Annotated in this window: 18 protein-coding genes and 1 pseudogene; 5 read left to right on the top strand and 14 right to left on the bottom strand. The window is 72.1% G+C overall.

Annotated features, from left to right (window positions below):
- Nucleotides 1-102 precede the first annotated feature (102 nt).
- The gene (pepN, locus tag DLJ58_RS18975) at nucleotides 103-2,619 is read right to left on the bottom strand and encodes an aminopeptidase N (protein WP_124858248.1); all 2,517 of its coding nucleotides are present in this window, start codon (nucleotides 2,617-2,619) and stop codon (nucleotides 103-105) included.
- 69 nt (nucleotides 2,620-2,688) lie between these two features.
- On the opposite strand from pepN, the gene DLJ58_RS18970 reads away from it, so the two are divergent.
- Nucleotides 2,689-2,907 (top strand): DUF397 domain-containing protein, encoded by a 219-nt coding sequence (locus tag DLJ58_RS18970; RefSeq protein WP_124817462.1) that lies wholly within the window; start codon nucleotides 2,689-2,691, stop codon nucleotides 2,905-2,907.
- Nucleotides 2,908-3,025: 118 nt separating this feature from the next.
- On the opposite strand, the gene DLJ58_RS18965 is transcribed toward DLJ58_RS18970, so the two are convergent.
- Nucleotides 3,026-3,427, bottom strand: coding sequence for a hypothetical protein (locus tag DLJ58_RS18965; RefSeq protein WP_112620973.1), 402 nt, complete (start codon nucleotides 3,425-3,427; stop codon nucleotides 3,026-3,028).
- A gap of 147 nt (nucleotides 3,428-3,574) precedes the next feature.
- Here DLJ58_RS18965 and DLJ58_RS18960 point away from each other — a divergent pair, with 147 nt between their 5' ends.
- Nucleotides 3,575-4,822, top strand: a complete 1,248-nt coding sequence (locus DLJ58_RS18960; RefSeq protein ID WP_124858246.1) for a cytochrome P450 — start codon at nucleotides 3,575-3,577, stop codon at nucleotides 4,820-4,822.
- 46 nt (nucleotides 4,823-4,868) lie between these two features.
- Here DLJ58_RS18960 and DLJ58_RS18955 read toward each other — a convergent pair whose 3' ends face one another.
- A complete protein-coding gene (locus tag DLJ58_RS18955) occupies nucleotides 4,869-6,038 on the bottom strand; it encodes a zinc-dependent alcohol dehydrogenase (protein ID WP_124858244.1) in 1,170 nt (389 codons plus the stop codon).
- On the bottom strand, nucleotides 6,035-6,673 hold the full coding sequence (locus DLJ58_RS18950; RefSeq protein ID WP_124858242.1) for an SRPBCC family protein: 639 nt from the start codon (nucleotides 6,671-6,673) through the stop codon (nucleotides 6,035-6,037). The genes DLJ58_RS18955 and DLJ58_RS18950 overlap by 4 nt, the downstream gene beginning before the upstream one ends.
- A gap of 113 nt (nucleotides 6,674-6,786) precedes the next feature.
- Here DLJ58_RS18950 and DLJ58_RS18945 point away from each other — a divergent pair, with 113 nt between their 5' ends.
- A complete protein-coding gene (locus tag DLJ58_RS18945; RefSeq protein WP_244219021.1) occupies nucleotides 6,787-7,911 on the top strand; it encodes a glycosyltransferase family 2 protein in 1,125 nt (374 codons plus the stop codon).
- 172 nt (nucleotides 7,912-8,083) lie between these two features.
- Here the strand turns inward: DLJ58_RS18945 and DLJ58_RS18940 are convergent, their stop codons facing one another.
- From DLJ58_RS18940 to DLJ58_RS18930, 3 genes are read right to left on the bottom strand one after another with little or no spacing between them, the layout of a single operon-like run.
- Nucleotides 8,084-8,701, bottom strand: coding sequence for a DUF3618 domain-containing protein (locus tag DLJ58_RS18940; protein ID WP_124858240.1), 618 nt, complete (start codon nucleotides 8,699-8,701; stop codon nucleotides 8,084-8,086).
- Nucleotides 8,698-9,165: a phage holin family protein gene (locus DLJ58_RS18935; RefSeq protein ID WP_124858238.1), complete on the bottom strand. Its 468-nt coding sequence runs from the start codon at nucleotides 9,163-9,165 to the stop codon at nucleotides 8,698-8,700. The genes DLJ58_RS18940 and DLJ58_RS18935 overlap by 4 nt, the downstream gene beginning before the upstream one ends.
- 31 nt (nucleotides 9,166-9,196) lie before the next feature.
- Nucleotides 9,197-10,042, bottom strand: a complete 846-nt coding sequence (locus DLJ58_RS18930) for a hypothetical protein (protein ID WP_124858236.1) — start codon at nucleotides 10,040-10,042, stop codon at nucleotides 9,197-9,199.
- Between the two features lie 229 nt (nucleotides 10,043-10,271).
- On the opposite strand from DLJ58_RS18930, the gene DLJ58_RS18925 reads away from it, so the two are divergent.
- Nucleotides 10,272-10,763, top strand: a complete 492-nt coding sequence (locus DLJ58_RS18925; RefSeq protein ID WP_124858234.1) for a DUF4383 domain-containing protein — start codon at nucleotides 10,272-10,274, stop codon at nucleotides 10,761-10,763.
- A 21-nt stretch (nucleotides 10,764-10,784) separates the two neighbouring features.
- Nucleotides 10,785-10,919: pseudogene (locus tag DLJ58_RS35050) on the top strand (DUF6766 family protein); the annotation flags it as partial.
- 37 nt (nucleotides 10,920-10,956) lie between these two features.
- Here the strand turns inward: DLJ58_RS35050 and DLJ58_RS18920 are convergent.
- The 7 genes from DLJ58_RS18920 to DLJ58_RS18890 form a co-directional block, all read right to left on the bottom strand.
- Nucleotides 10,957-11,406 carry a GNAT family N-acetyltransferase gene (locus tag DLJ58_RS18920; RefSeq protein ID WP_124858232.1) on the bottom strand — a complete coding sequence of 150 codons (450 nt, stop codon included), beginning with the start codon at nucleotides 11,404-11,406 and terminating at the stop codon, nucleotides 10,957-10,959.
- 70 nt (nucleotides 11,407-11,476) lie between these two features.
- A complete protein-coding gene (gene obgE / locus DLJ58_RS18915; RefSeq protein WP_124858230.1) occupies nucleotides 11,477-12,943 on the bottom strand; it encodes a GTPase ObgE in 1,467 nt (488 codons plus the stop codon).
- A gap of 95 nt (nucleotides 12,944-13,038) precedes the next feature.
- Nucleotides 13,039-13,293 (bottom strand): 50S ribosomal protein L27, encoded by a 255-nt coding sequence (gene rpmA / locus DLJ58_RS18910; protein ID WP_030491740.1) that lies wholly within the window; start codon nucleotides 13,291-13,293, stop codon nucleotides 13,039-13,041.
- A gap of 11 nt (nucleotides 13,294-13,304) precedes the next feature.
- Nucleotides 13,305-13,619 carry a 50S ribosomal protein L21 gene (rplU, locus tag DLJ58_RS18905; protein ID WP_007464063.1) on the bottom strand — a complete coding sequence of 105 codons (315 nt, stop codon included), beginning with the start codon at nucleotides 13,617-13,619 and terminating at the stop codon, nucleotides 13,305-13,307.
- 166 nt (nucleotides 13,620-13,785) lie between these two features.
- On the bottom strand, nucleotides 13,786-14,268 hold the full coding sequence (locus tag DLJ58_RS18900) for a hypothetical protein (protein WP_124858228.1): 483 nt from the start codon (nucleotides 14,266-14,268) through the stop codon (nucleotides 13,786-13,788).
- Between the two features lie 115 nt (nucleotides 14,269-14,383).
- Entirely contained in the window at nucleotides 14,384-17,497 is a 3,114-nt protein-coding gene (locus tag DLJ58_RS18895) for an Rne/Rng family ribonuclease (protein ID WP_124858226.1), read from the bottom strand.
- A 131-nt stretch (nucleotides 17,498-17,628) separates the two neighbouring features.
- Nucleotides 17,629-18,441: a TIGR03936 family radical SAM-associated protein gene (locus DLJ58_RS18890; protein WP_279635892.1), complete on the bottom strand. Its 813-nt coding sequence runs from the start codon at nucleotides 18,439-18,441 to the stop codon at nucleotides 17,629-17,631.
- Between the last annotated feature and the right edge of the window lie 234 nt (nucleotides 18,442-18,675).

Below are 18,675 nucleotides of genomic sequence, written 5' to 3'. Positions count from 1 at the left end.
GCCCACGCCGGCCAGCCCACGCCGGCCAGCCCACGCCGGCCAGCCCACGCCGGGCCAGCCCGCGCGGGGCACCCCACGGTGTCAGGCCGCGCTGCTCTGCGGTCAGGCCGAGGCGGCGGCCACCGCCGTCCGGGCGACCAGCGCGCGACGCAGATCGTCGTCGGCGTCGGTCACCACCCGGCGCAGGCCGGGGGTCAGGTCCTCGCGGGCCAGCAGCGCTGCGGCCGCCTCCCGGGTGGGCTGCGCCACGGCGTAGCGGGGGAACGCCAGGGCTGCCACCCGGTCGGCCGTCCAGGGGGTACGCCGGTGCGCGGCGGCCGGCATCTCCGCGAAGTACCGATCGACGTACGCAGCGGTCAGGTCGGCCTGCTCGGGCTGCCAGAACCCCTCGGTGATCGCCTCGAGCAGCCGACCGGACAGCTCGGTGTCCCGCAGGATGATCTCCCAGGTCGCCTGCTTCGTCACCGGGTCGGGCAGGGCGGCCCGGCAGTGGGCGGCCCGTTCCGCGCCCGTGGAGCTGTTGTCGGCGGCGGCCTCGATGGCGATCTCCGACTCGCCGGCGGCGCCGAGCACCACCAGGCGACGCAGCACCGCCCAGCGCAGCTCCGCATCGACCTTCAGGCCGGCCGGCACGTTCCGGCCGGCGAGCCAACCGACGAGCAGATCAGCGTCGGTGGTCGCAGCGATCCAACCCCGTGCGGCGGCGAGCTGCAACGACTCACCGGCCGGCGCGCCGTCGAGCAGCCGCTGGCACGCCCTCGCGACCCTGGCCAGCGCCGCGGTGCGGGTCAGCGGGTCGAGGTAGCGGTCGACCAGGGACCGGCTGAGTGTCAGCACGTCCTCCGCGATGATCACCTCGGTCTCGGTGGGCAGCGCGGCGGCCATCAGGTCGACCAGACCGGTGACCGGCCGCTCGCCGTCCGTCACCGCGTCCAGTGCCTCGCGCCAGAGCACCGCTCGGGCCAGTGGGTCGGTCAGGCCGGGCAGCACCTGCGGAACGGCGTCCGCCGACGCCGGGTCGAGGCGTACCTTCGCGAAGGTGAGGTCACCGTCGTTGAGCAGCAGCAACCGGGCCGCCGGCTCGCCGGTCAGCGCACCGAGCACGGTGCGGCCTCCGTCGGCGTTCGGGTCGATGTCCACCTCGTCGCGCCGCCCGGTGCCGTCCATCGAGTAGCGGCCCACGCCGATCCGGTGTGGGCGCAGCACCGGGTACGACTCGGGCGCGGTCTGCACCACTGCCACCTCGGTGTAGCGACCGTCCGCGTCGACGGCGACCTCGGCACGCAGCGTGTTGACCTGCGGGCGGCGCAACCACAGCTCGGCCCAGTCGGACAGGTCCCGCCCGCTGCTGGCGGAGAGGCTGGCCAGCAGGTCGGCGAGGGTGGCGTTGCCGAAACGGTGTGCTGCGAAGTGCGCGTTCAGGCCGGCGAGGAACGCCTCGTCGCCGAGCCACGCGACCAGCTGACGCAGCACGCTGGCGCCCTTGGCGTACGAGATGCCGTCGAAGTTGAGCAGGCCCGCCTCGGCGTCGACGACCTCCTGCGGAGCGATCGGGTGGGTGGAGGGCCGCTGGTCGGCGGCGTAACCCCAGGCCTTGCGCCGCATGGCGAAGGTGGTCCAGGCCTGATCGAAGCGGGTCGCCTCGGCGGTGACCCGGGTGCCGAGGTACTCGGCGAAGGACTCGTTCAACCACAGGTCGTCCCACCAGCGCATAGTGACCAGGTCACCGAACCACATGTGGGCCATCTCGTGGGCGATGGTGCCGGCCCGCTGCTCGCGCTGGGTGTCGGTGACCGCTGAACGGAACACGTAGTCGTCGCGGAAGGTGACCAGGCCCGGGTTCTCCATCGCGCCGCCGTTGAACTCGGGCACGAACGCCTGGTCGTACTTGCCGAACGGGTAGCGTTCGGTGAAGAGCTGGTGGAACCGGTCCAGGCACTGCCGGGTGATGGTGAAGATCTCCTCGGCGTCGGCGTCCAGGTGGTCGGCGAGCGACCGGCGGCAGTAGATGCCCAGCGGTATGCCGTCGTGCTCGGCCCGCCGGACGTGGTACGGCCCGGCGATCAGCGAGAAGAAGTACGTGGCCAGGGGCGCGCTCGGGGCGAACTCCCAGCGCCCGGGGGCCGGGTTGGCCGCCAGCTCGGCGTTGCCGGCGACGATCCACTGGTGCGGCGCGGTGACCGAGAGGGTGACCGGGGCCTTGAGGTCGGGTTGGTCGAAGGCGGCGAAGATGCGCGGCGCGTTGTCGAGGAAGGACTCGGCGTAGAGGTAGGTCTCGCCGTCGGCCGGGTCGACGAAGCGGTGCATCCCCTCCCCCGTCTTGGAGTACGCCATCTCGGCCTCGACGACGAGGGTGTTCTCCTCGGCCAGGTCGTCGAGCGGCAGCCGGTTGTCGGTGAGCAGGCCGGGGTCCAGGTCGCGGTCGTTGAGGCGTACACCGCGCAGTGCGACGGGCCTGACCTCGACGAAGGTCGCGGCGCCGGCGGTGGCCCGGAACCGGATCTGGACGCGGGAGCGGAACACGTCGCCGTCACCGGTCAGGTCGAGGTCCACCTGATAGGACTCGACGGTAATCGCCGCGCCACGCGCGGTCGCCTCTACACGGGTCAGGCTCGGCATCCGCTTATCCTGCCCGATGGGGATCGGCACTCGGTCACCACACGACCCTCGGCACTGGAGGAAAGAACCATGGCGCAGCACCCCAAGGGCGACTTCGACCTCTCTCGGGCGGTCTGGCAGCGAGCCGAGGGGGACACATCCGACAGCGCCGTCGAGGTCGCCTTCGTCGACGACCTGATCGGGATGCGCAACTCGGCGGAGCCGAACGGGCCGGTGCTGGTCTTCACCCAGGCCGAGTGGGACGCCTTCGTGGCCGGCGCGCAGGACGGCGAGTTCGACCTGGACTGACCGTGCCCGCCGACCCGTCGGTGGTGGATCGCCGTGCCGGTGCCCGTGGTCGGGACCGGCACGGCCACGCTGGCGGGTCGGCCGGCGCACTCCCGGATCGGCCACCCGGGGCTGGTGGTCAACCATCGCCGGGGCCGTCGCCGTCGCCCCAGCCGAGGCCACCCGGGCCCGGGGCGTGGTGGAAGCCCGGATGGTCGGCCACGTCGACGCAGCGTTCGCCGTCCGGGCCGACCGCGCCGCAGAACAGCCGCTCGGCCCGCTGCCAGGCGTCCGCCGGTGACAGGGCCGCCGCACCGAGTGCCACCTCCGAGCGGAGCAGGCTCAGCGCCTCCGCGTACGCCACGGCCAGCTCGCGGGCCTCGGCCGGGCCGGGCGCGGTGAAGCCCAGGTGCACGGTGAAGAACCGGTGCGGGCGGGTGGGCCGCCGCGGCGGACCGATCAGTGACCGCCCGTCGCGGCCCCCGCCGAGTGCCCCGGCCGCTCGCCGCTGCCGCCAGTGCGGTGATCTGTTGTCGCGCATTCCGCCCTCCCCGTGCTCGTCCCACCAGCAGCAAACCAGGTTCCGCCGCCCCTGGGAGGGGCCAGCCGGGCGGGGGTTCAGCGGCGTGGACGGGGGTAAGCGCACCGGCAAACGGCGACCAGCCGCACCTGCGCGTGAGGAGACCCGATGGCGACCATGCCGGCCGACCGCAGCCCGGACAGCACCCTCGCGCTGCTCCGCGCCGGTTACCGGTTCGTCGGCGAACGCTGCGAGCGGTACGGCAGCGATGTCTTCAAGACCCGAATCCTGCTCGCCCCGACCATCTGCCTGCGCGGCCGGCCGGCGGCGGAGCTGTTCTACGACAACGACCGCTTCGAACGCGCCACGGCGATGCCACTGCGGGTGCAGCGAACCCTGACCGGGCGGGGCGGGGTGCAGGGGCTGGACGGGCCGGAGCACTTTGACCGCAAGGCCATGTTCATGTCGATCATGACACCGGCGGCGATCCAGCGGCTCGGTCAGCTCTTCGACGACGAGTGGCGGACCCGGGTCGCCGCCTGGGAGGGCGCCGGCCCGGTGTCGCTCTACGACGAGCTGGGCCGAATGCTGACCCGGGTGGTCTACGCCTGGGCCGGGGTGCCGCTGCCCGCGTCGCAGGTCGAGCGCCGCGCCGTCGAGCTGCACGCCATGATCGAGGCTCCCGCCGTGCTGGGACCCCGGCACTGGAGGGGACGGCTGGCCCGGTACCGCGCCGAACGCCGGCTCGCCGACCTCATCGAACGGACCCGGGTCGGTTTCGCGCCGGCGCCGGCCGGTAGCGCCCTCGCCGTGATCGCCGAACACCGGGACGCGCGCGGCAACCTCCTCCCCCGGCGGATCGCGGCGGTGGAGCTGCTCAACGTGCTGCGCCCGGTGGTCGCCGTCGACCAGTACATGACCTTCGCCGCGCTCGCCCTGCGCGACCATCCCGCCTGGCGGGAACGGGTCCGTGACGACGACGAGGCCACCGAGCACTTCGTCCAGGAAGTACGCCGCTACTACCCGTTCTTTCCGATCGCGGCGGCCCGGGTCCGGCGATCCTTCGACTGGCAGGGCCACCACTTTCCGCGCGGCCGACGGGTGCTGCTCGACCTCTACGGGACCAACCACCACCCGACGCTCTGGCCGCAACCGGAGCTGTTTCGCCCGGAGCGGTTCGCCGGCCGCCGGGTGGACCCGTTCGAGCTGATCCCGCAGGGCGGCGGCGACCACTGGGCCGGGCACCGCTGCGCCGGCGAGTGGATCACCATTGACCTGATGAAGCGGGCGGTCACCAACCTCGTCACCACCATGCGCTACGACGTACCCGTCCAGGACCTGGCCCTGGATCTGCACCGGATGCCCGCGCTGCCGCCCCTCGGGCTGACAATCACCAACGTCCGCCGCGCCGGCTGACCCGCCCCGCCGATCGCAGCGACCGGCGAGGCGGGTACCCCAGCTGTCAGGGATGCAGAACGCTGCGCAGACAGCCGTCCTCCTTCTTCTCGAACAGCTCGTACCCCTGGGCGCCCTGCTCCAGGGAGAGCGGGTGGGTGGCCAGATAACCGGGGTCGATCTCGCCGGCGGCGAGCCGGTCGAGCAGCATCGGGATGTAGCGCTGCGCGTGCATCTGCCCCATCCGCAGCACCAGGGCCTTGTTCATGGCCGCGCCGAGCGGAAACTTGTCGACCAGGCCGGCGTACACACCGACGATGCTCACCGTGCCGCCCTTGCGGCACGCCATGATCGCCTGGCGAACCGAGGTCGGGCGGTCGGTCTGCAACCGCGCCGCCTGCTTCACCCGGTCGTACGCGTAGGTCGGTCCGACGTCGTGCGACTCCATGCCGACGGCCTCGATGCAGGCGTCCGGCCCGCGCCCGGCGGTCAACTCACGCAGCGCCTCCAGCACGTCGGTGTCCGCGTAATTGATCGTCTCGACCCCGATCCGTTCGGTGGCGGTCCTGAGCCGGTCCGGGAATCGGTCGATCATGATGACCCGCTCGGCGCCCAGGAGTTGAGCCGAACGGGCCGCCATCTGACCGACTCCACCGGCACCCCAGACGGCCACCACCTCGCCGCCGGTGAGCCCGCAGAAGTCCGCCGCCATCCACCCGGTGGGCATCGCGTCGGAGGCGAACACCACCGAGTCGTCCGGCACCCCGTCGGGTACGGCGAAGGCCCCGATGTCGCCGAACGGCACGCGGATGTACTCGGCGTGTGATCCCGAGTAGCCGCCGGCGGCGTGCGAGTAGCCGAGGATGCCGGCCGGCGAGTGCCCCCACAGCTTCTCGGTGGACACCGGTTGCGGATTGGAGTTGCCGCAGAGCGAGTACTGCTCGGTCCGGCAGTACCAACAGCCACCGCAGGCGACCACCGACCCCACCACCACCCGGTCGCCGACCCGGTGCCGCCGTACACCGGGCCCGGTCTCCACCACCTCGCCCATGAACTCGTGGCCGAGGATGTCCCCCTCCCGCATCGCCGGCAGGTATCCGTTGATCAGGTGCAGGTCGGAGCCGCAGACGCTGCTGGCGCGGACCCGGACGATGATGTCCCCCTCGGCGCGGATCTGGGGCTCCGGCACGTCCCGGACCGCCAACTTGCCGACGCCTTCCCAGCAGAGCGCCCTCACGCCCGTCCTCCCGTCATCAACCTCTCCCGAACCTTGTCGGTCGCGTTCTCCTGGCCAGGGCTCCGGCCGGACGGGTCATCCCGGGTGTCCACCACCTGGCCGCACTCGATCAGCGACTTCACCCGCCGCAGCGCGTCCCGCAGCGTCAGGTCCGGCTCGTCGCCCCCGACCAGGCCAGCCAACCGCCGCAGCGGACCGGAGCGGTAGCGCAACTCGGCCCGGATCTCCGTGCCCCGGCCCTGGGGGGCTTCGGCCAGCTCGATCCGCCCCAGCTGCGGCACCGACCCGTCCTCGACCCGCCACAGCAGGGTGCCCGTCCCCTCGACGGTGATCTCGGCCCGCCACTGCGTCTCACCGCCGGCCCGGTCGCGGGCCACGCACCGCCAACGCCGCTCGTCGAGCTGCTGCACCGTGGCCCACCCGGCCAGCGCGCGGTCCAGCCGTTCGCGGTCTGTCCAGAAGCCGATCACCTCGTCCCGGGACCGGTCCACGGTCACCCCGCGACGCACCACGTACCAACCGTCCTGTCGCTCCGGCTGATGCCGATGTCGACGGCGGGCCACCGCCCGCCCCACGCCGACCGCCGTCGCCGCGGTGACGCCGAGCAGGGCCCACCTGGTTCCGTTGTTGGTCATCACGTCTATCTCCTCCACCCGGACAACCGGGCATGGACAGCTCTTGAGGGCAGCGCTACCCGGGGTCCGGCAGTCGAAACGACCTGCTGTTTGATCGACGGAAATGCGGGCAGATGCTGCTCAACACCGACCGCGACGCTGTCCGCCCCGGAGTTGCCATGTCCTCGTTCAGCCCTACTGGAGACGCCCGGCGCGCCACCCGCCGGTGGGAGGTCGAGCACGAGGGCGGCGGCAGGTCGCCGGTCCGCCTACCGATGACCTACGTGCTCCCGCTGCGCTGGCACACCGACACCGGCCTGGCCGAGCTGACCGACTACCTGCGCTGGCTCGGTCACCGGGTGGAGGTGCTCGTGGTCGACGGCTCCCCTCCGCCCCTCTTCGCCCGGCACGCCCAGGCGTGGCGGGGGTTGGTCCGGCACCTCCCACCGGATCCGAGTGAGCGTGGGCTCAACGGCAAGGTGCTGGGCGTACACACCGGCGTCCGCGCGGCCGGCCACGAGCACGTGGTGATCGCCGACGACGACGTCCGGTACGAGGAGTCCGCGCTGACCGCGGCGCACCGGCTACTGGGCCGGGTCGACCTGGTACGACCGCAGAACTACTTCGACCCGCTGCCCTGGCACGCCTGGTGGGACACCGGCCGCACGCTGCTCAACCGGGCGCTCGGGGCGGACTACCCGGGCACCCTTGCCGTGCGGCGCAGCACCTTCCTCGCCATGGGCGGGTACGACCCGAACGTGCTCTTCGAGAACCTGGAGCTGATCCGCACGGTGCGCGCCCACGGCGGCACCGAGGCCACCCCAGCCTGGCTGTACGTCCGCCGACTGCCTCCGGACGCCGCGCATTTCCGTGGTCAACGGGTTCGTCAGGCGTACGACGATCTGGCTCAGCCGGCTCGCCTGCTGACCGCGCTCGCGGTGCTGCCGGCGCTGGCGGCGGCGGTCGCGTCGCGCCGCCCCAGGCTGCTGCTCGGCGCGGCGGCCGGTGTCGTCGCCCTGGCCGAGACGGGTCGCCGCCGCGCCGGCGGCACCCGGGTGTTCCCGCCGGCCACGGCACTGGCGGCCCCGCTCTGGCTGCTGGAACGCGGTGTGTGCGGCTGGCTCGCGGTGGCCGAACGCCTCGTGCTGGGCGGCGTCCGCTACGGCGACACCCGAATCCGCCGAGCCGCCAACCCCGCCCCGCGCAACCCACGGATCCGCGCGATCTTGCACGTCCGGTCGCGGCGAGACTGCCCGTAGACCCACAGAACGCCAGCCGAAACCGCTCTGCACCCGCCCGCGCACCACGCACGGTCCGCAACTGGCGCGTGGGCGGGTGCAGAGCAAAGTAAGGTCGGCCCCCCTTCAACGCGACAGCTCGCGGGCACCCGAGGGCGGCCGCGAGCTGTCGCGTTGGTTCTGCGGGGTGGGGTCAGGGGGTGGCCTGGTCCTTGACGTGGTGCGCGGCGGACTTCGTGTCGTCCTTGACCGCGTGCACGGCGTCCTGAGCGGTGGACTTCACCGACTCGGCGGCCTGCTGGGCCGGCTCGCGCAGCTCGCTGGCCACCTCGCTCAGCTTCTCCTTCACGGCCCCACTGTGCTCGCTGACCTTGGCCTTCACCTGGGTGGCGGCCTGCTGCTCGCGGCGGGAGGCCGGGATCAGCGACGAGGCCAGCCAGCCGACCCCGAACGCGACCAGACCGGCGGCGAGCGGGTTGCCCTGGGACTTCTGCCGGATCACCCGCGGGGCGCTGTGCGCGGCGTCGCTGACAGTGGTCGCCGCCGAGTGTGCGGCGTCGCTGACGCTGGAGGCCGCCGACGAGGCGCGGTCACCCACCGAATGGGCGGCCTGGCCGGTGCCGTGGCCGAGGTCAGACGCGGTTCCCATGACCTTGTCCCTCACATTCTGCAGAGCGGAGCGGGCCCGCTGCTTACGGTCGTCGACGATGCGGCTGGGGCTCACCTTGTACGCCAGCGCATCCACATCGGAGCTGAGGCTGTTACGGGTTGCTTCGATCTCCCGGCGGATCTGATCGGGATCGGTGCTCATCGGGTGACTCCCTCCGGGTGCGGCTTGAGCGCGTCGGGGATCCGCTGCACGCTGTCGTTGGTCTGCTTGAGCCCGCGTACGTGCTGGGCGTTCTTCTTGGCCTTCGAATAGAGCACCGCGGCGACCACGGCCCAGATCACGGCCACGATCAGCGCGGCCAGTCCGGAGTCCATGACGTTGTCCAGGAACTGCCAGACGGCGATGGACACGAAGAGGGCCACCATGTAGCCGCCGAAGCCGGCACCGCCGAAGAGGCCCGCGGCCTTGCCGGCCTTCTTGCCCTCCTGGCGGATCTCAGCCTTGGCCAGCTCGACCTCCTGACGCATCAGCGTCGACAGGTCGGTGGTGACCTGACGCATCAGGTCACCCAGCGAGCTGCCCTTCACCTCCGCCGCAGTGTGCGGGGCACCCGCGTCGGGGTGGTAACCGGAGTCCAGTCCGGACCCCTGCGTCGGCATGCTCATGCCGTCGCCTCCCTTCGGATGACTCGATGGTTCACGGGCGCGGGCTGCCGCTGGACGGCACGCCCGGCAGCGGGTCGGTCTGGGTCACCGGCGGCAGCGGCTGACCGGTGCCGGAGTATTCCGGGGTGTCGCCCCGGCCAGGCTCGGCGTAGCCGCCGGGCGCCGGGTCGGCGTAGCCACTGGACGTCTGGTCGGCGTAGCCACCGGACGTCGGCGGGGTGTGCGTACCGGGGGTCGGGTCGAGGTAGCCGCCCGCCGGGGTGGCGTCCGGCACCGTGCGGGGCGCCGGCGGCTGCGTCGGGATCACGGCGGTCTGCTCCGGGTCGTACGCCCCGGCGCCGCGGTAGGCCGAGGATCCGTTGCCAGAGTCGTCGCCACCGGCGGAGATGCCCCGGGTCAGCCGGCCGGCCAGTACGCCGAGGACCGCCGCGCCGACCAGGAAGGTGCCCGGGTTACGACGCGCGTAGTCGCGTACCTCGGTGATCAGGTCGCCGGGCTCGCGCTCCTCGAGCCAGCCGGCGACGCCGTGCACCCGGTCGGCGGCCTGGCGGGCCAGCTCACTCACCGGGCCGGTCTGGCCACCGTTCTCGGCCATCGAGCGCATCTCGTCGGCCAGCGAACGCAGCCCACCGGCGGCGCGGCGCTGCTGCTCACCGGTCTGGCTGGCGAGCTGGGTGCGGGCCTCGCCGTACAGGTTGCGGGCCTGCCGGGCCGCCTCGCGGCCAACCTCGGTGCCCTGCTCCTTGGCGGTCTGAGCGACCGCGCCGCCAGCCTGTGCAGCCTCAGAACCAACCTGGCGCGCCTGGTCACGGGCGCCGCCGCCGTTGGTCGACTCCTGCCCGTAGGTGGAGGACGTAGGTGAAAGATCGTAAGTCATGATTTCCCTTCCGCTCAGGAAGTTGTCGAGGTTGTGCTGGGGGGGAGCGGCGCGTTGCCGCCGCCGCTGACCATTCACCTACCCTCCGTTTCGGCTTCCATACCTCTTCGTGCATTTATCTGCGCGGCCCACTGGTTGGTCTTCAAAATGGAGGATCGTCGGGCTGCGTAACGTCGCCGCTGCGGACAGTGAGGTTCGCGAGGCCGGCAGATCCACGGAGGGGGCAGCGATGGCACGAGACGCACGAGGCGGCCGAGCGGCCGGCCCCCGACCCCGGGTCCAACAGGCCGCACTGGCCGTGGCCGGGGTCTTCCTGCTGATCGGCGTCCTCGGCTTCATCCCCGGCATCACCACCGACTACGGCGAGCTGCGGTTCGCCGGGCACCACTCGGACGCCCACCTGCTCGGGCTGTTCCAGGTGTCGATCCTGCACAACGTGGTGCACCTGCTCTTCGGGCTGGTCGGCCTGGCGCTGGCCCGCAGCGTCGCCGGCGCCCGCGTGTTCCTGGCCGCCGGTGGCGCGATCTACCTCGCTCTCTGGCTGTACGGCCTGGCCATCGAGGCGGTCAACCCGGAGGGTGGGGCGAACATCCTGCCGGTCAACGACGCCGACAACTGGCTGCACCTCGCGCTCGGCTTCGGGATGCTCGCGCTCGGGCTGCTGCTGTCGAACCAGGCCGGCACCGGCGGACGTCTGGACAACCCCGCCGAACGGCACTGACCTGGGCTTTCGGGGCTCCAGATGGGCGGGTACGTGCTGCTCACCGCGTACCTGGTGCAGCGGGGCTCGGCCGAGTCGAAGCCGATTGACCAGACCGACCGATCGGAGGACGACGAGCGCCGGGCAACCCCGCAGTCACCCTGGCCGGTACGCGTCGGCGGCCTGCCGCGACGCGGCAGCGGTGACGCGGCCGTCAGGCCGCGACCGGCAACCGCTTGGCGAAACAGACGCTGTACGGGTTGCCCACGTACTCGCCGTAGACCGGGACCTGCTGGTAGCCACACGCGGTGTACAGGGCGACAGCGGCCGGCAGGTAGGTGCCCGTCTCCAGGCAGACCACCGAGTGCCCCTGCCGGAACGCGCACTCCTCCAGCGCGGCGAGCAACTGGCGACCGATTCCCCGACCCCGGTACGCGGGCCGAACGTACATCCGCTTGACCTCGCCGGTCTCGGCATCGAGCGCCTGTAACCCACCGCAGGCGACCGCCCGACCGTTCACCACCACCGCCAGGTAGCGGACGTCGTCATGGGGGACGAAGACCTGCCCGTCCAACCCACCATCGGCCTCGCGCAGCTCACGCTGCTGCGCGATGACCATGGCGGCGATCTCCGGATCGGTGGCAGGCCGGGACTCGATCAGCATCACCCCACGCTAGGACGCGTGGATTTCGGGGAGGTTTCCGGAAAACAACCCCACCACGGAGCGCAACGAACTACTCGGCGTCGTCCTCGTCGTCGATGTTGTCGTCGGACGCGTCCGCGCCCACCTCGTCGGCCGAGCGCACCCGGCGAGCCTTTCGGGCGGCGAGCCGATCCGCGGCAGAGGCCCGGTTCGACTTCTCCTCCAGGCGAACGTCGGTGCCCCGGTTGCCGGGTACGAAGTCCACACCGGCGAAGAGCGTCGGCTGCCAGTCGAACTCGCGCGCGCCGATCCGGACCAGATCACCGGGCTGCGCGCCGGCCTTGGCCAGCTTGTCCTCCACCCCGAGCCGGGCCAGCCGGTCAGCCAGGTAGCCGACCGCCTCGTCGTTGTCGAAGTTGGTCTGCTTGACCCAGCGTTCGGGCCGGACACCGCGCACCGTGAACGAGCCGTCCGTCTCGGCAGTGATGGTGAAACCGTCGTCGTCCACGGCGATCGGGCGGATCACGATCCGGGTCGGCTCGGCGGGCGGAGCGGCCTTGCGCTCTGCGTCGACCAGCTCGGCCATCGCGTAGGTCAGCTCCTTGAGCCCCTCCCGGGTGGCCGCGGAGACCTCGAACACCTGGTAACCGCGCTCCTCCAGGTCGGGTCGCACGATCTCGGCGAGGTCGCGGCCGTCCGGCACGTCGATCTTGTTGATGGCGACCAGCCGCGGGCGGTCGGTCAGGCCGCCGTACTGGCTCAGCTCGGCCTCGATGGCGTCGATGTCGGCCACCGGGTCACGGCCGGGCTCCAGGGTCGCCGAGTCGATGACGTGCACCAGCACGGCGCAGCGCTCGATGTGCCGCAGGAACTCCAGGCCCAGGCCCTTACCGGTGGCCGCGCCGGGGATCAGGCCCGGCACGTCCGCGACGGTGAAGGTGTGGTTGTCCATCCGGACCACGCCGAGGTTGGGCACCAGGGTGGTGAACGGGTAGTCGGCGATCTTCGGCTTCGCGGCGGAAATCACCGAGATCAGCGACGACTTGCCAGCGGACGGGAAGCCCACCAGGCCCACATCGGCGACGCTCTTCAGCTCCAGCACGATGTCCAGTTGGTCGCCGGGCTCCCCCAGCTCGGCGAAGCCGGGCGCCTTGCGCTTGGCGTTGGCCAGCGAGGCGTTGCCCCGCCCGCCGCGCCCGCCGCGGGCGACCTCGAAGGTCGTACCGGCGCCGACCATGTCGGCCAGCACGGTGCCGTCGGAGGTCTGCACCACTGTGCCGTTGGGCACCTTCAGCACCAGGTTGTGGCCGTTGGCCCCGTCCCGGTTCGAGCCGGCACCGCCCTTGCCGTTGTCGGCCTTGACGTGCGGGTGGAAGTGGAAGTCGAGCAGCGTGGTCACCTGCGGGTCGACCACCAGGGACACGCTGCCCCCGTGCCCACCGTTGCCGCCGTCGGGCCCACCGAAGGGCTTGAACTTCTCGCGGTGGATCGAGGCACAACCGTGCCCGCCATCGCCGGCCTGCAGATGCAGAACGACCCGGTCAACGAACGTTGCCACGGCGTCAATCCTTCCAGCGAGGCTCGACCTCGCACTTCGGAAAAGGCTAAGCGGGCCGGGACCCGGAGGTCCGCGGCCCGCTTGAGCGAAGAGAACTACTGCTGCGGAACGATGCTGACGGTCTTGCGACCGCGCTTGGTGCCGAACAGGACCGAACCGGCGGACAGCGCGAACAGCGTGTCGTCGCCGCCACGGCCGACCAGGTCACCGGGGTGGAACTTGGTGCCACGCTGCCGGATGATGATCTCACCGGCGCTGACGACCTGACCACCGAAGCGCTTCACGCCGAGTCGCTGGGCCGCGGAGTCACGACCGTTACGCGAGCTGGACGCACCCTTTTTGTGAGCCATTGGAGGACGACCTACTTCCCGCTGGAGATGCCGGTCACCTTGACCTGGGTCAACGGCTGGCGGTGACCCTGGCGCTTGTGGTAGCCAGTCTTGTTCTTGAACTTGTGGATCCGGATCTTCGGGCCCTTGGTGTGCGCGGCGATTTCGCCGGACACCGCGACCTCGGCAAGCTTCGCCGCGTCGGTCACCAGGTCGTCACCGTCGACGAGGAGCACCGCGGTGAGCTTCACCGCGTCACCGGGGGCACCGGTGAGCTTCTCGACCTCGATCACGTCGCCCTCGGCGACCTTGTACTGCTTGCCGCCGGTCTTGACGATCGCGTACATCGGAGGCGGACTCCCTGTCGTTGAGGCTGCTGGCGGTCGTTCCCGCAGCGGCTCGCCGGGTAGCAGTGCACGGCGGCGCGGGCACACGGGAACTCGGCACACCAAAGGTGGGCCGCAGGCAAGAGTACGCCATTGCTGGCCCGGACCCCAAACCGGCCCGCCCTGGTCAGCGCGTGCAGAGCTGGTCGAGGCGCTGCTGGAGCCGGTCGAGTTCGGTCTCGTCGATCGACTCGACGTCGGCACCGAGCGCGGAAACCTCGGTGCCGAGGTCGGTGAGCAGCGTCTTGAGCTGCGGATCGTCGGTCCGCTCCGACTGCTCCCGCAGCACGGTCCGCCAGTTCGCCAGCGCCGCCTCGGCCCGTCCCCGGGCGGCCTCGGCCGTGCGGCTGTCCCCGGCACCCACCGCTGCGAGCATCTGGCCCAGCTCCGCCACGTACGTCCGGACGGCAGTGGTGCCGGCCTCCTGCGCGGTGGCGCAGACCTGGGTGGCGTCGCCGCTCGCCACACCGCTGCTGGCCGGCATGCCGGTCGGGCCGGGAGGGGTGCCCGCGGCCGCCGAACCAGCGCCCTCGCCGGTCCCACCGGTCGAGCAGCCGGCCGCCCCGGAGAGCATGGTGAGCAGCGCGGTGACCGCGAGCAGACGGCGCATCTTCTTCTCCTGACCTGGGACGGCCGATCGAAGGCCGGATGGCCGCAACGACGAGGTCCCTCCCCGTCACTTTGCCGGGAGAGGGACCTCGTCAAACACGTGGCCGGTCAGGCGCTCAGGGGCGGGTCCGTCGACGGGCGCCACCGCGACGCGACCGGCGACGGCCGCCACCACCCTCGGTGGTCTCCTCGTCGCCCTCACCGTCAGCGAGCGCGTCCGGATCGTCCGCCGCGGCCAGACGAGCCGACTCGCCCTGCTGAGCGTCGGAGATCGCCGGCGCGGCGGCGGTGTCCGACTCGTAGCGGGACAGGTCGTAGCCCATGGTGTCCTGGTAGTCGGCGTCCGGCTCGGCCCTGGTGTCGGTGTCGACGACCTCGACCGCGGTCCGCTCGGCCGCGGCCGGGGCGTTCTTGCGCGCCCGGCGGCGGGACGAGGTGGCAGGCTGCTCGGCCGCCGGAGCGGGAGCCACCGCCGAGGCGACCGCCTTGACCTTCTCCCCCGCACCGGCGGGACGCGGCTTCTCCGGCACCGGCTCGGTGTGGATGATGACGCCCCGGCCCTTGCAGCACTCGCAGGTCTCGCTGAACGCCTCCAGCAGGCCCGCGCCGATCCGCTTACGGGTCATCTGCACCAGGCCGAGCGACGTGATCTCGGTGACCTGGTGCTTGGTGCGGTCCCGGCCCAGGCACTCGGTGAGCCGGCGCAGCACCAGCTCACGGTTCGACTCCAGCACCATGTCGATGAAGTCGATCACCACGATGCCGCCGATGTCCCGCAGGCGGAGCTGACGGACGATCTCCTCCGCCGCCTCCAGGTTGTTGCGGGTGACGGTCTCCTCCAGGTTGCCCCCGGAGCCGGTGTACTTGCCGGTGTTGACGTCGACGACCGTCATCGCCTCGGTGCGGTCGATCACCAGCGAGCCGCCGGAGGGCAGGAAGACCTTGCGGTCCAGGCCCTTGATGATCTGCTCGTCGATCCGGTACTCGGCGAAGACGTCGCTCGTGCCGACGTGTCGGCGCACCCGGTCGACCAGGTCCGGGGAGACGTGCGACAGGTACGACTCGACCATGTCGTACGACTGCTCGCCCTCGATCACCAGCTCGCGGAAGTCCTCGTTGAACAGGTCCCGGACCACCCGGATGACCAGGTCGGGCTCGCCGTAGAGCAGCACCGGAGCGCCACCCTCGGCGGCCTTGGCCTGGATGTCCTCCCACTGCGCCTGGAGCCGCTTGACGTCGCGGGCCAGCTCGTCCTCGGTGGCGCCCTCGGCGGCCGTCCGGACGATCACGCCCGCGCCGTCCGGGACCAGCTTCTTGAGCACGTCCCGCAGCCGCTTGCGCTCGTTGTCCGGCAGCTTGCGGCTGATCCCGGAGGCATTGCCGTTGGGGACGTAGACCAGGTGCCGGCCCGAGAGCGCGATGTGGCTGGTCAGCCGTGCGCCCTTGTGCCCGATCGGGTCCTTGGTGACCTGGACCAGCACCGAGTCGCCGGAGCGCAGCGCCTGCTCGATCGAGCGGGCCCGTCCCTCCAGCCCGGAGGTGTCCCAGTTGACCTCACCGGCGTACAGCACGGCGTTGCGGCCCCGACCGACGTCGACGAACGCGGCCTCCATGCTCGGCAGCACGTTCTGCACCTTGCCGAGGTACACGTTGCCGGCCATCGTTCCGGAGGAGTTGCGGGTGACGTAGTGCTCGACCAGCACGCCGTCCTCCAGAACGGCGATCTGGGTGCGGTCACCGCGCTGGCGGACCGCCATCACCCGGTCGACGGCCTCCCGGCGCGCCAGGAACTCCGACTCGCTGAGGATCGGCGGGCGGGTACGGCGCTGCTCCCGACCGTCCCGGCGGCGCTGGCGCTTGGCCTCCAGCCGGGTCGAGCCGGACACACCCTGCACCTCGTCGACGGTCCGGCGCGGCTCGCGGATCTTCACCACGGTCGGCACGCCGTCGTCCGGCGCACCCTCGGTGTCACCGGCGCCACGACGGCGACGGCGACGGCGACGACGGGTCAGACCGTCCCCGCCCTCGGACTCCTCGTCCTCGTCGGCCTCGGCCTCTGCCTCAGCGGTCTCTTCCTCGTCGGCCTGCGCCGCCTCCTCGGACTCCTCGTCCTCGGCGTCGTCGGCCCCGCCCTTGCCCCGGCCCCGGCCCCGGCGACCACGCCGGCGGCGGCGGCGCGCGGCGGCGCTGTCCTCGTCGTCCTCATCCGCCTCGGCGGCCTCGTCGGCCTCCTCGGTCGGCTCCTCTTCGGCCTCGACGGCCTCGATCGGCTCCACCGGCTCGACCTCGCGGCGACCGCGCCGACGGCGGCGGGACGGCTCGGCGGCCTCCTCGACGGCCGGCTCCTCGGTCGCCGCGGCGGGCTCCACCGGTCGGGTCACCGGCACGGCGTCCGGCTGGGGTGCCATGAACAGCACGGTGGGCGCGGAGAGCGCGGCGCGCCGACGACGGGTACGCGGCTGCTCCGGCTCGATCTCGGCCGGCTCAGCTGTCACACCGGAGACGGCCACACCCGGTGGCACCTCGCCGGAGCGGTCCTGCGCGCCGCTGCTCCAGGCCAGATCGGCGGCGGACGTGCCCGGCAGAGCCGGGGAGTCGTTCAGCTCGGCCTCGGCCTCGCGCAGGTCGGACTCCGCCGGCTCCTCGGTGAGATCCGGCTCCTCGACGACCGGCTCCTCGACCGCGGGCGACTCGTCGGCGGCGACCGGCTGCTCGGTGGCGGGCGGCTCCTCGACGGCCGCCGGTGTGGCCTTCTTGCGCCGGGTACGGGTCACCTTGACCGGCGGTACCACCTCGGCCGAGGCCTCCTCCGCAGAGGCGGCGACCAGCGGCTCCTCAGCGGTCGTCTCGACGGGGGTGGCCTTGCGGCGGCGCCGGGGAGTCTTCGGTGCGACGTCCAGGTCGCCGGAGACCGGGGCGAAGACCTCCGCCTGCGGCGACTCGACGTTGCCGGAGCCACCGGTGGGCGCCTCGATCGGGGCGTCGGTCTGCTCCGGCTGGTTGAGCGGAGCGGCCCGACGACGGGTCGCCCGGGTGCGCCGCACCGGCGCGGCCGGTTCGGCGGCCTCAGCGGGAGCGCTCTCCGCGCCGGCCGGTTCCACCGAGGCCGAACCGACGGCCGTGGTGGAGGTGTCGACGGCGGCGCCGTCGGCCGTGGTGCTCTGGTCGGCGGTCTCACCGGCCGGCTGTGAACCGGTCCGTTCGCCGCCCTCGGGCTCGTTCTCGAGCATGGACGTTCTCCAGTTCTGGCTAGCCCGGGCGCGGGTGAGCGCTGCCACGCAGGGTCGCCGCAAAAGTGTTTCCGCCGGGCGCGCGTGGTGCGCGACCGCCGAAGTCTGCCTGCCAGAACACCGACCGTCGGTCAGTGCCCAACGATGGCTGCCCCGTCGCGGTCCGCATCCAACGGATCCACGATCGCACCCTGCGCGGTCAACGTGCCCTGAGCCAGCCGGGTCACCCTCGGCGAAACCGGCGGCTCCAGGTCGGCCACCACGCGGAGGCCGGAAAGGACGTCATCGGGCCGTACGGACGGGGTGACCTGCCGCACGACCAGTTCGAGTATCGCACACGGTACGGCCGGCGCCCCGGAAGGCGTCGGCGTAGGCAGTTGGACATCGATCGACATCACGGCGGCTCGGGCGTCGAAAGTGCGTCGACCCTGCTTGGTCATCCGCTCGACCAGCACCTCCTCGGCCGCGACGAAGGCGTCCACCGCTGCGCGCAGCACCGCCGTGTCGACCTCAGGCAACTCGATGTGCCAGTGCGACGCCTCGATCCGGTCCGGCAGGTTGCCCCCTTCGGCGATCACGGCGTCCAGGACGTCCAGCCCCGGCGAGAGCGCGGCGTCCAACGCGGCACGCAACGCCTCCGGGTCGACGGCCGCCTGAAGGGCGATTTCCAGGTACTCCGCCTCACTCGCCACCCCGGTCGGGGCGGCGCTGGCGTAGGAGATCTTCGGGTGCGGGTGGAAACCCTGGGAGAAGGCGACCGGCACGGCGGCCCGGCGTAGCGCGCGCTCGAACGCCCGGGCGAAGTCCCGGTGCGAGGTGAATCGCAGCGGCCCGCGCTTGGCGTACCGGATGCGGACGCGCTGGACGACCGGTGCCTGGCCGCCCTCGGGTTGAGGCTTTCTGGCGATCGTGGGCTCCTCGGGTGTACCTGCGTGTTCGCCCATCCTGGCGCAGGGCTCGTGACGGTACCCAACCGGGGCGGCCGGATCGCCCCGGCAGACGGGTACGAATCGGCCGTCAGGGTCGCGACCACCCTCCGCGAATGCCGATGGCCGGCCGGTGACGCGGAGGTCACCGGCCGGCCACCATGTCGGGACCGGTTACCGCTCCCTCGGCGGGGCGGGCGGTACCCCGCCCGGCGGCGGGCCGTAACCGGAGGGCGGGGTGTAGCCCGAGGG

It is taken from the genome of Micromonospora arida (assembly GCF_003857035.1).
Taxonomy (GTDB): Bacteria; Actinomycetota; Actinomycetes; order Mycobacteriales; family Micromonosporaceae; genus Micromonospora; species Micromonospora arida.
Note: the sequence above shows the minus strand (reverse complement) of the source record. Positions and strands in the feature narration are given on the sequence as shown.

What these genes read in the sequence shown, in the direction of transcription:
- DLJ58_RS18900 (WP_124858228.1), bottom strand. Translation starts at nt 14,268, where the DNA reads ATGCGCCGTCTGCTCGCGGTCACCGCGCTGCTCACCATGCTCTCCGGG.
- DLJ58_RS18940 (WP_124858240.1), bottom strand. Translation starts at nt 8,701, where the DNA reads ATGAGCACCGATCCCGATCAGATCCGCCGGGAGATCGAAGCAACCCGT.
- DLJ58_RS18920 (WP_124858232.1), bottom strand. Translation starts at nt 11,406, where the DNA reads ATGCTGATCGAGTCCCGGCCTGCCACCGATCCGGAGATCGCCGCCATG.
- DLJ58_RS18945 (WP_244219021.1), top strand. Translation starts at nt 6,787, where the DNA reads ATGCTGCTCAACACCGACCGCGACGCTGTCCGCCCCGGAGTTGCCATG.
- DLJ58_RS18970 (WP_124817462.1), top strand. Translation starts at nt 2,689, where the DNA reads ATGGCGCAGCACCCCAAGGGCGACTTCGACCTCTCTCGGGCGGTCTGG.
- DLJ58_RS18890 (WP_279635892.1), bottom strand. Translation starts at nt 18,441, where the DNA reads ATGGGCGAACACGCAGGTACACCCGAGGAGCCCACGATCGCCAGAAAG.
- DLJ58_RS18960 (WP_124858246.1), top strand. Translation starts at nt 3,575, where the DNA reads ATGGCGACCATGCCGGCCGACCGCAGCCCGGACAGCACCCTCGCGCTG.
- DLJ58_RS18950 (WP_124858242.1), bottom strand. Translation starts at nt 6,673, where the DNA reads ATGACCAACAACGGAACCAGGTGGGCCCTGCTCGGCGTCACCGCGGCG.
- DLJ58_RS18930 (WP_124858236.1), bottom strand. Translation starts at nt 10,042, where the DNA reads ATGACTTACGATCTTTCACCTACGTCCTCCACCTACGGGCAGGAGTCG.
- rplU (WP_007464063.1), bottom strand. Translation starts at nt 13,619, where the DNA reads ATGTACGCGATCGTCAAGACCGGCGGCAAGCAGTACAAGGTCGCCGAG.
- rpmA (WP_030491740.1), bottom strand. Translation starts at nt 13,293, where the DNA reads ATGGCTCACAAAAAGGGTGCGTCCAGCTCGCGTAACGGTCGTGACTCC.
- DLJ58_RS18965 (WP_112620973.1), bottom strand. Translation starts at nt 3,427, where the DNA reads ATGCGCGACAACAGATCACCGCACTGGCGGCAGCGGCGAGCGGCCGGG.
- DLJ58_RS18935 (WP_124858238.1), bottom strand. Translation starts at nt 9,165, where the DNA reads ATGAGCATGCCGACGCAGGGGTCCGGACTGGACTCCGGTTACCACCCC.
- DLJ58_RS18895 (WP_124858226.1), bottom strand. Translation starts at nt 17,497, where the DNA reads ATGCTCGAGAACGAGCCCGAGGGCGGCGAACGGACCGGTTCACAGCCG.
- DLJ58_RS18925 (WP_124858234.1), top strand. Translation starts at nt 10,272, where the DNA reads ATGGCACGAGACGCACGAGGCGGCCGAGCGGCCGGCCCCCGACCCCGG.
- pepN (WP_124858248.1), bottom strand. Translation starts at nt 2,619, where the DNA reads ATGCCGAGCCTGACCCGTGTAGAGGCGACCGCGCGTGGCGCGGCGATT.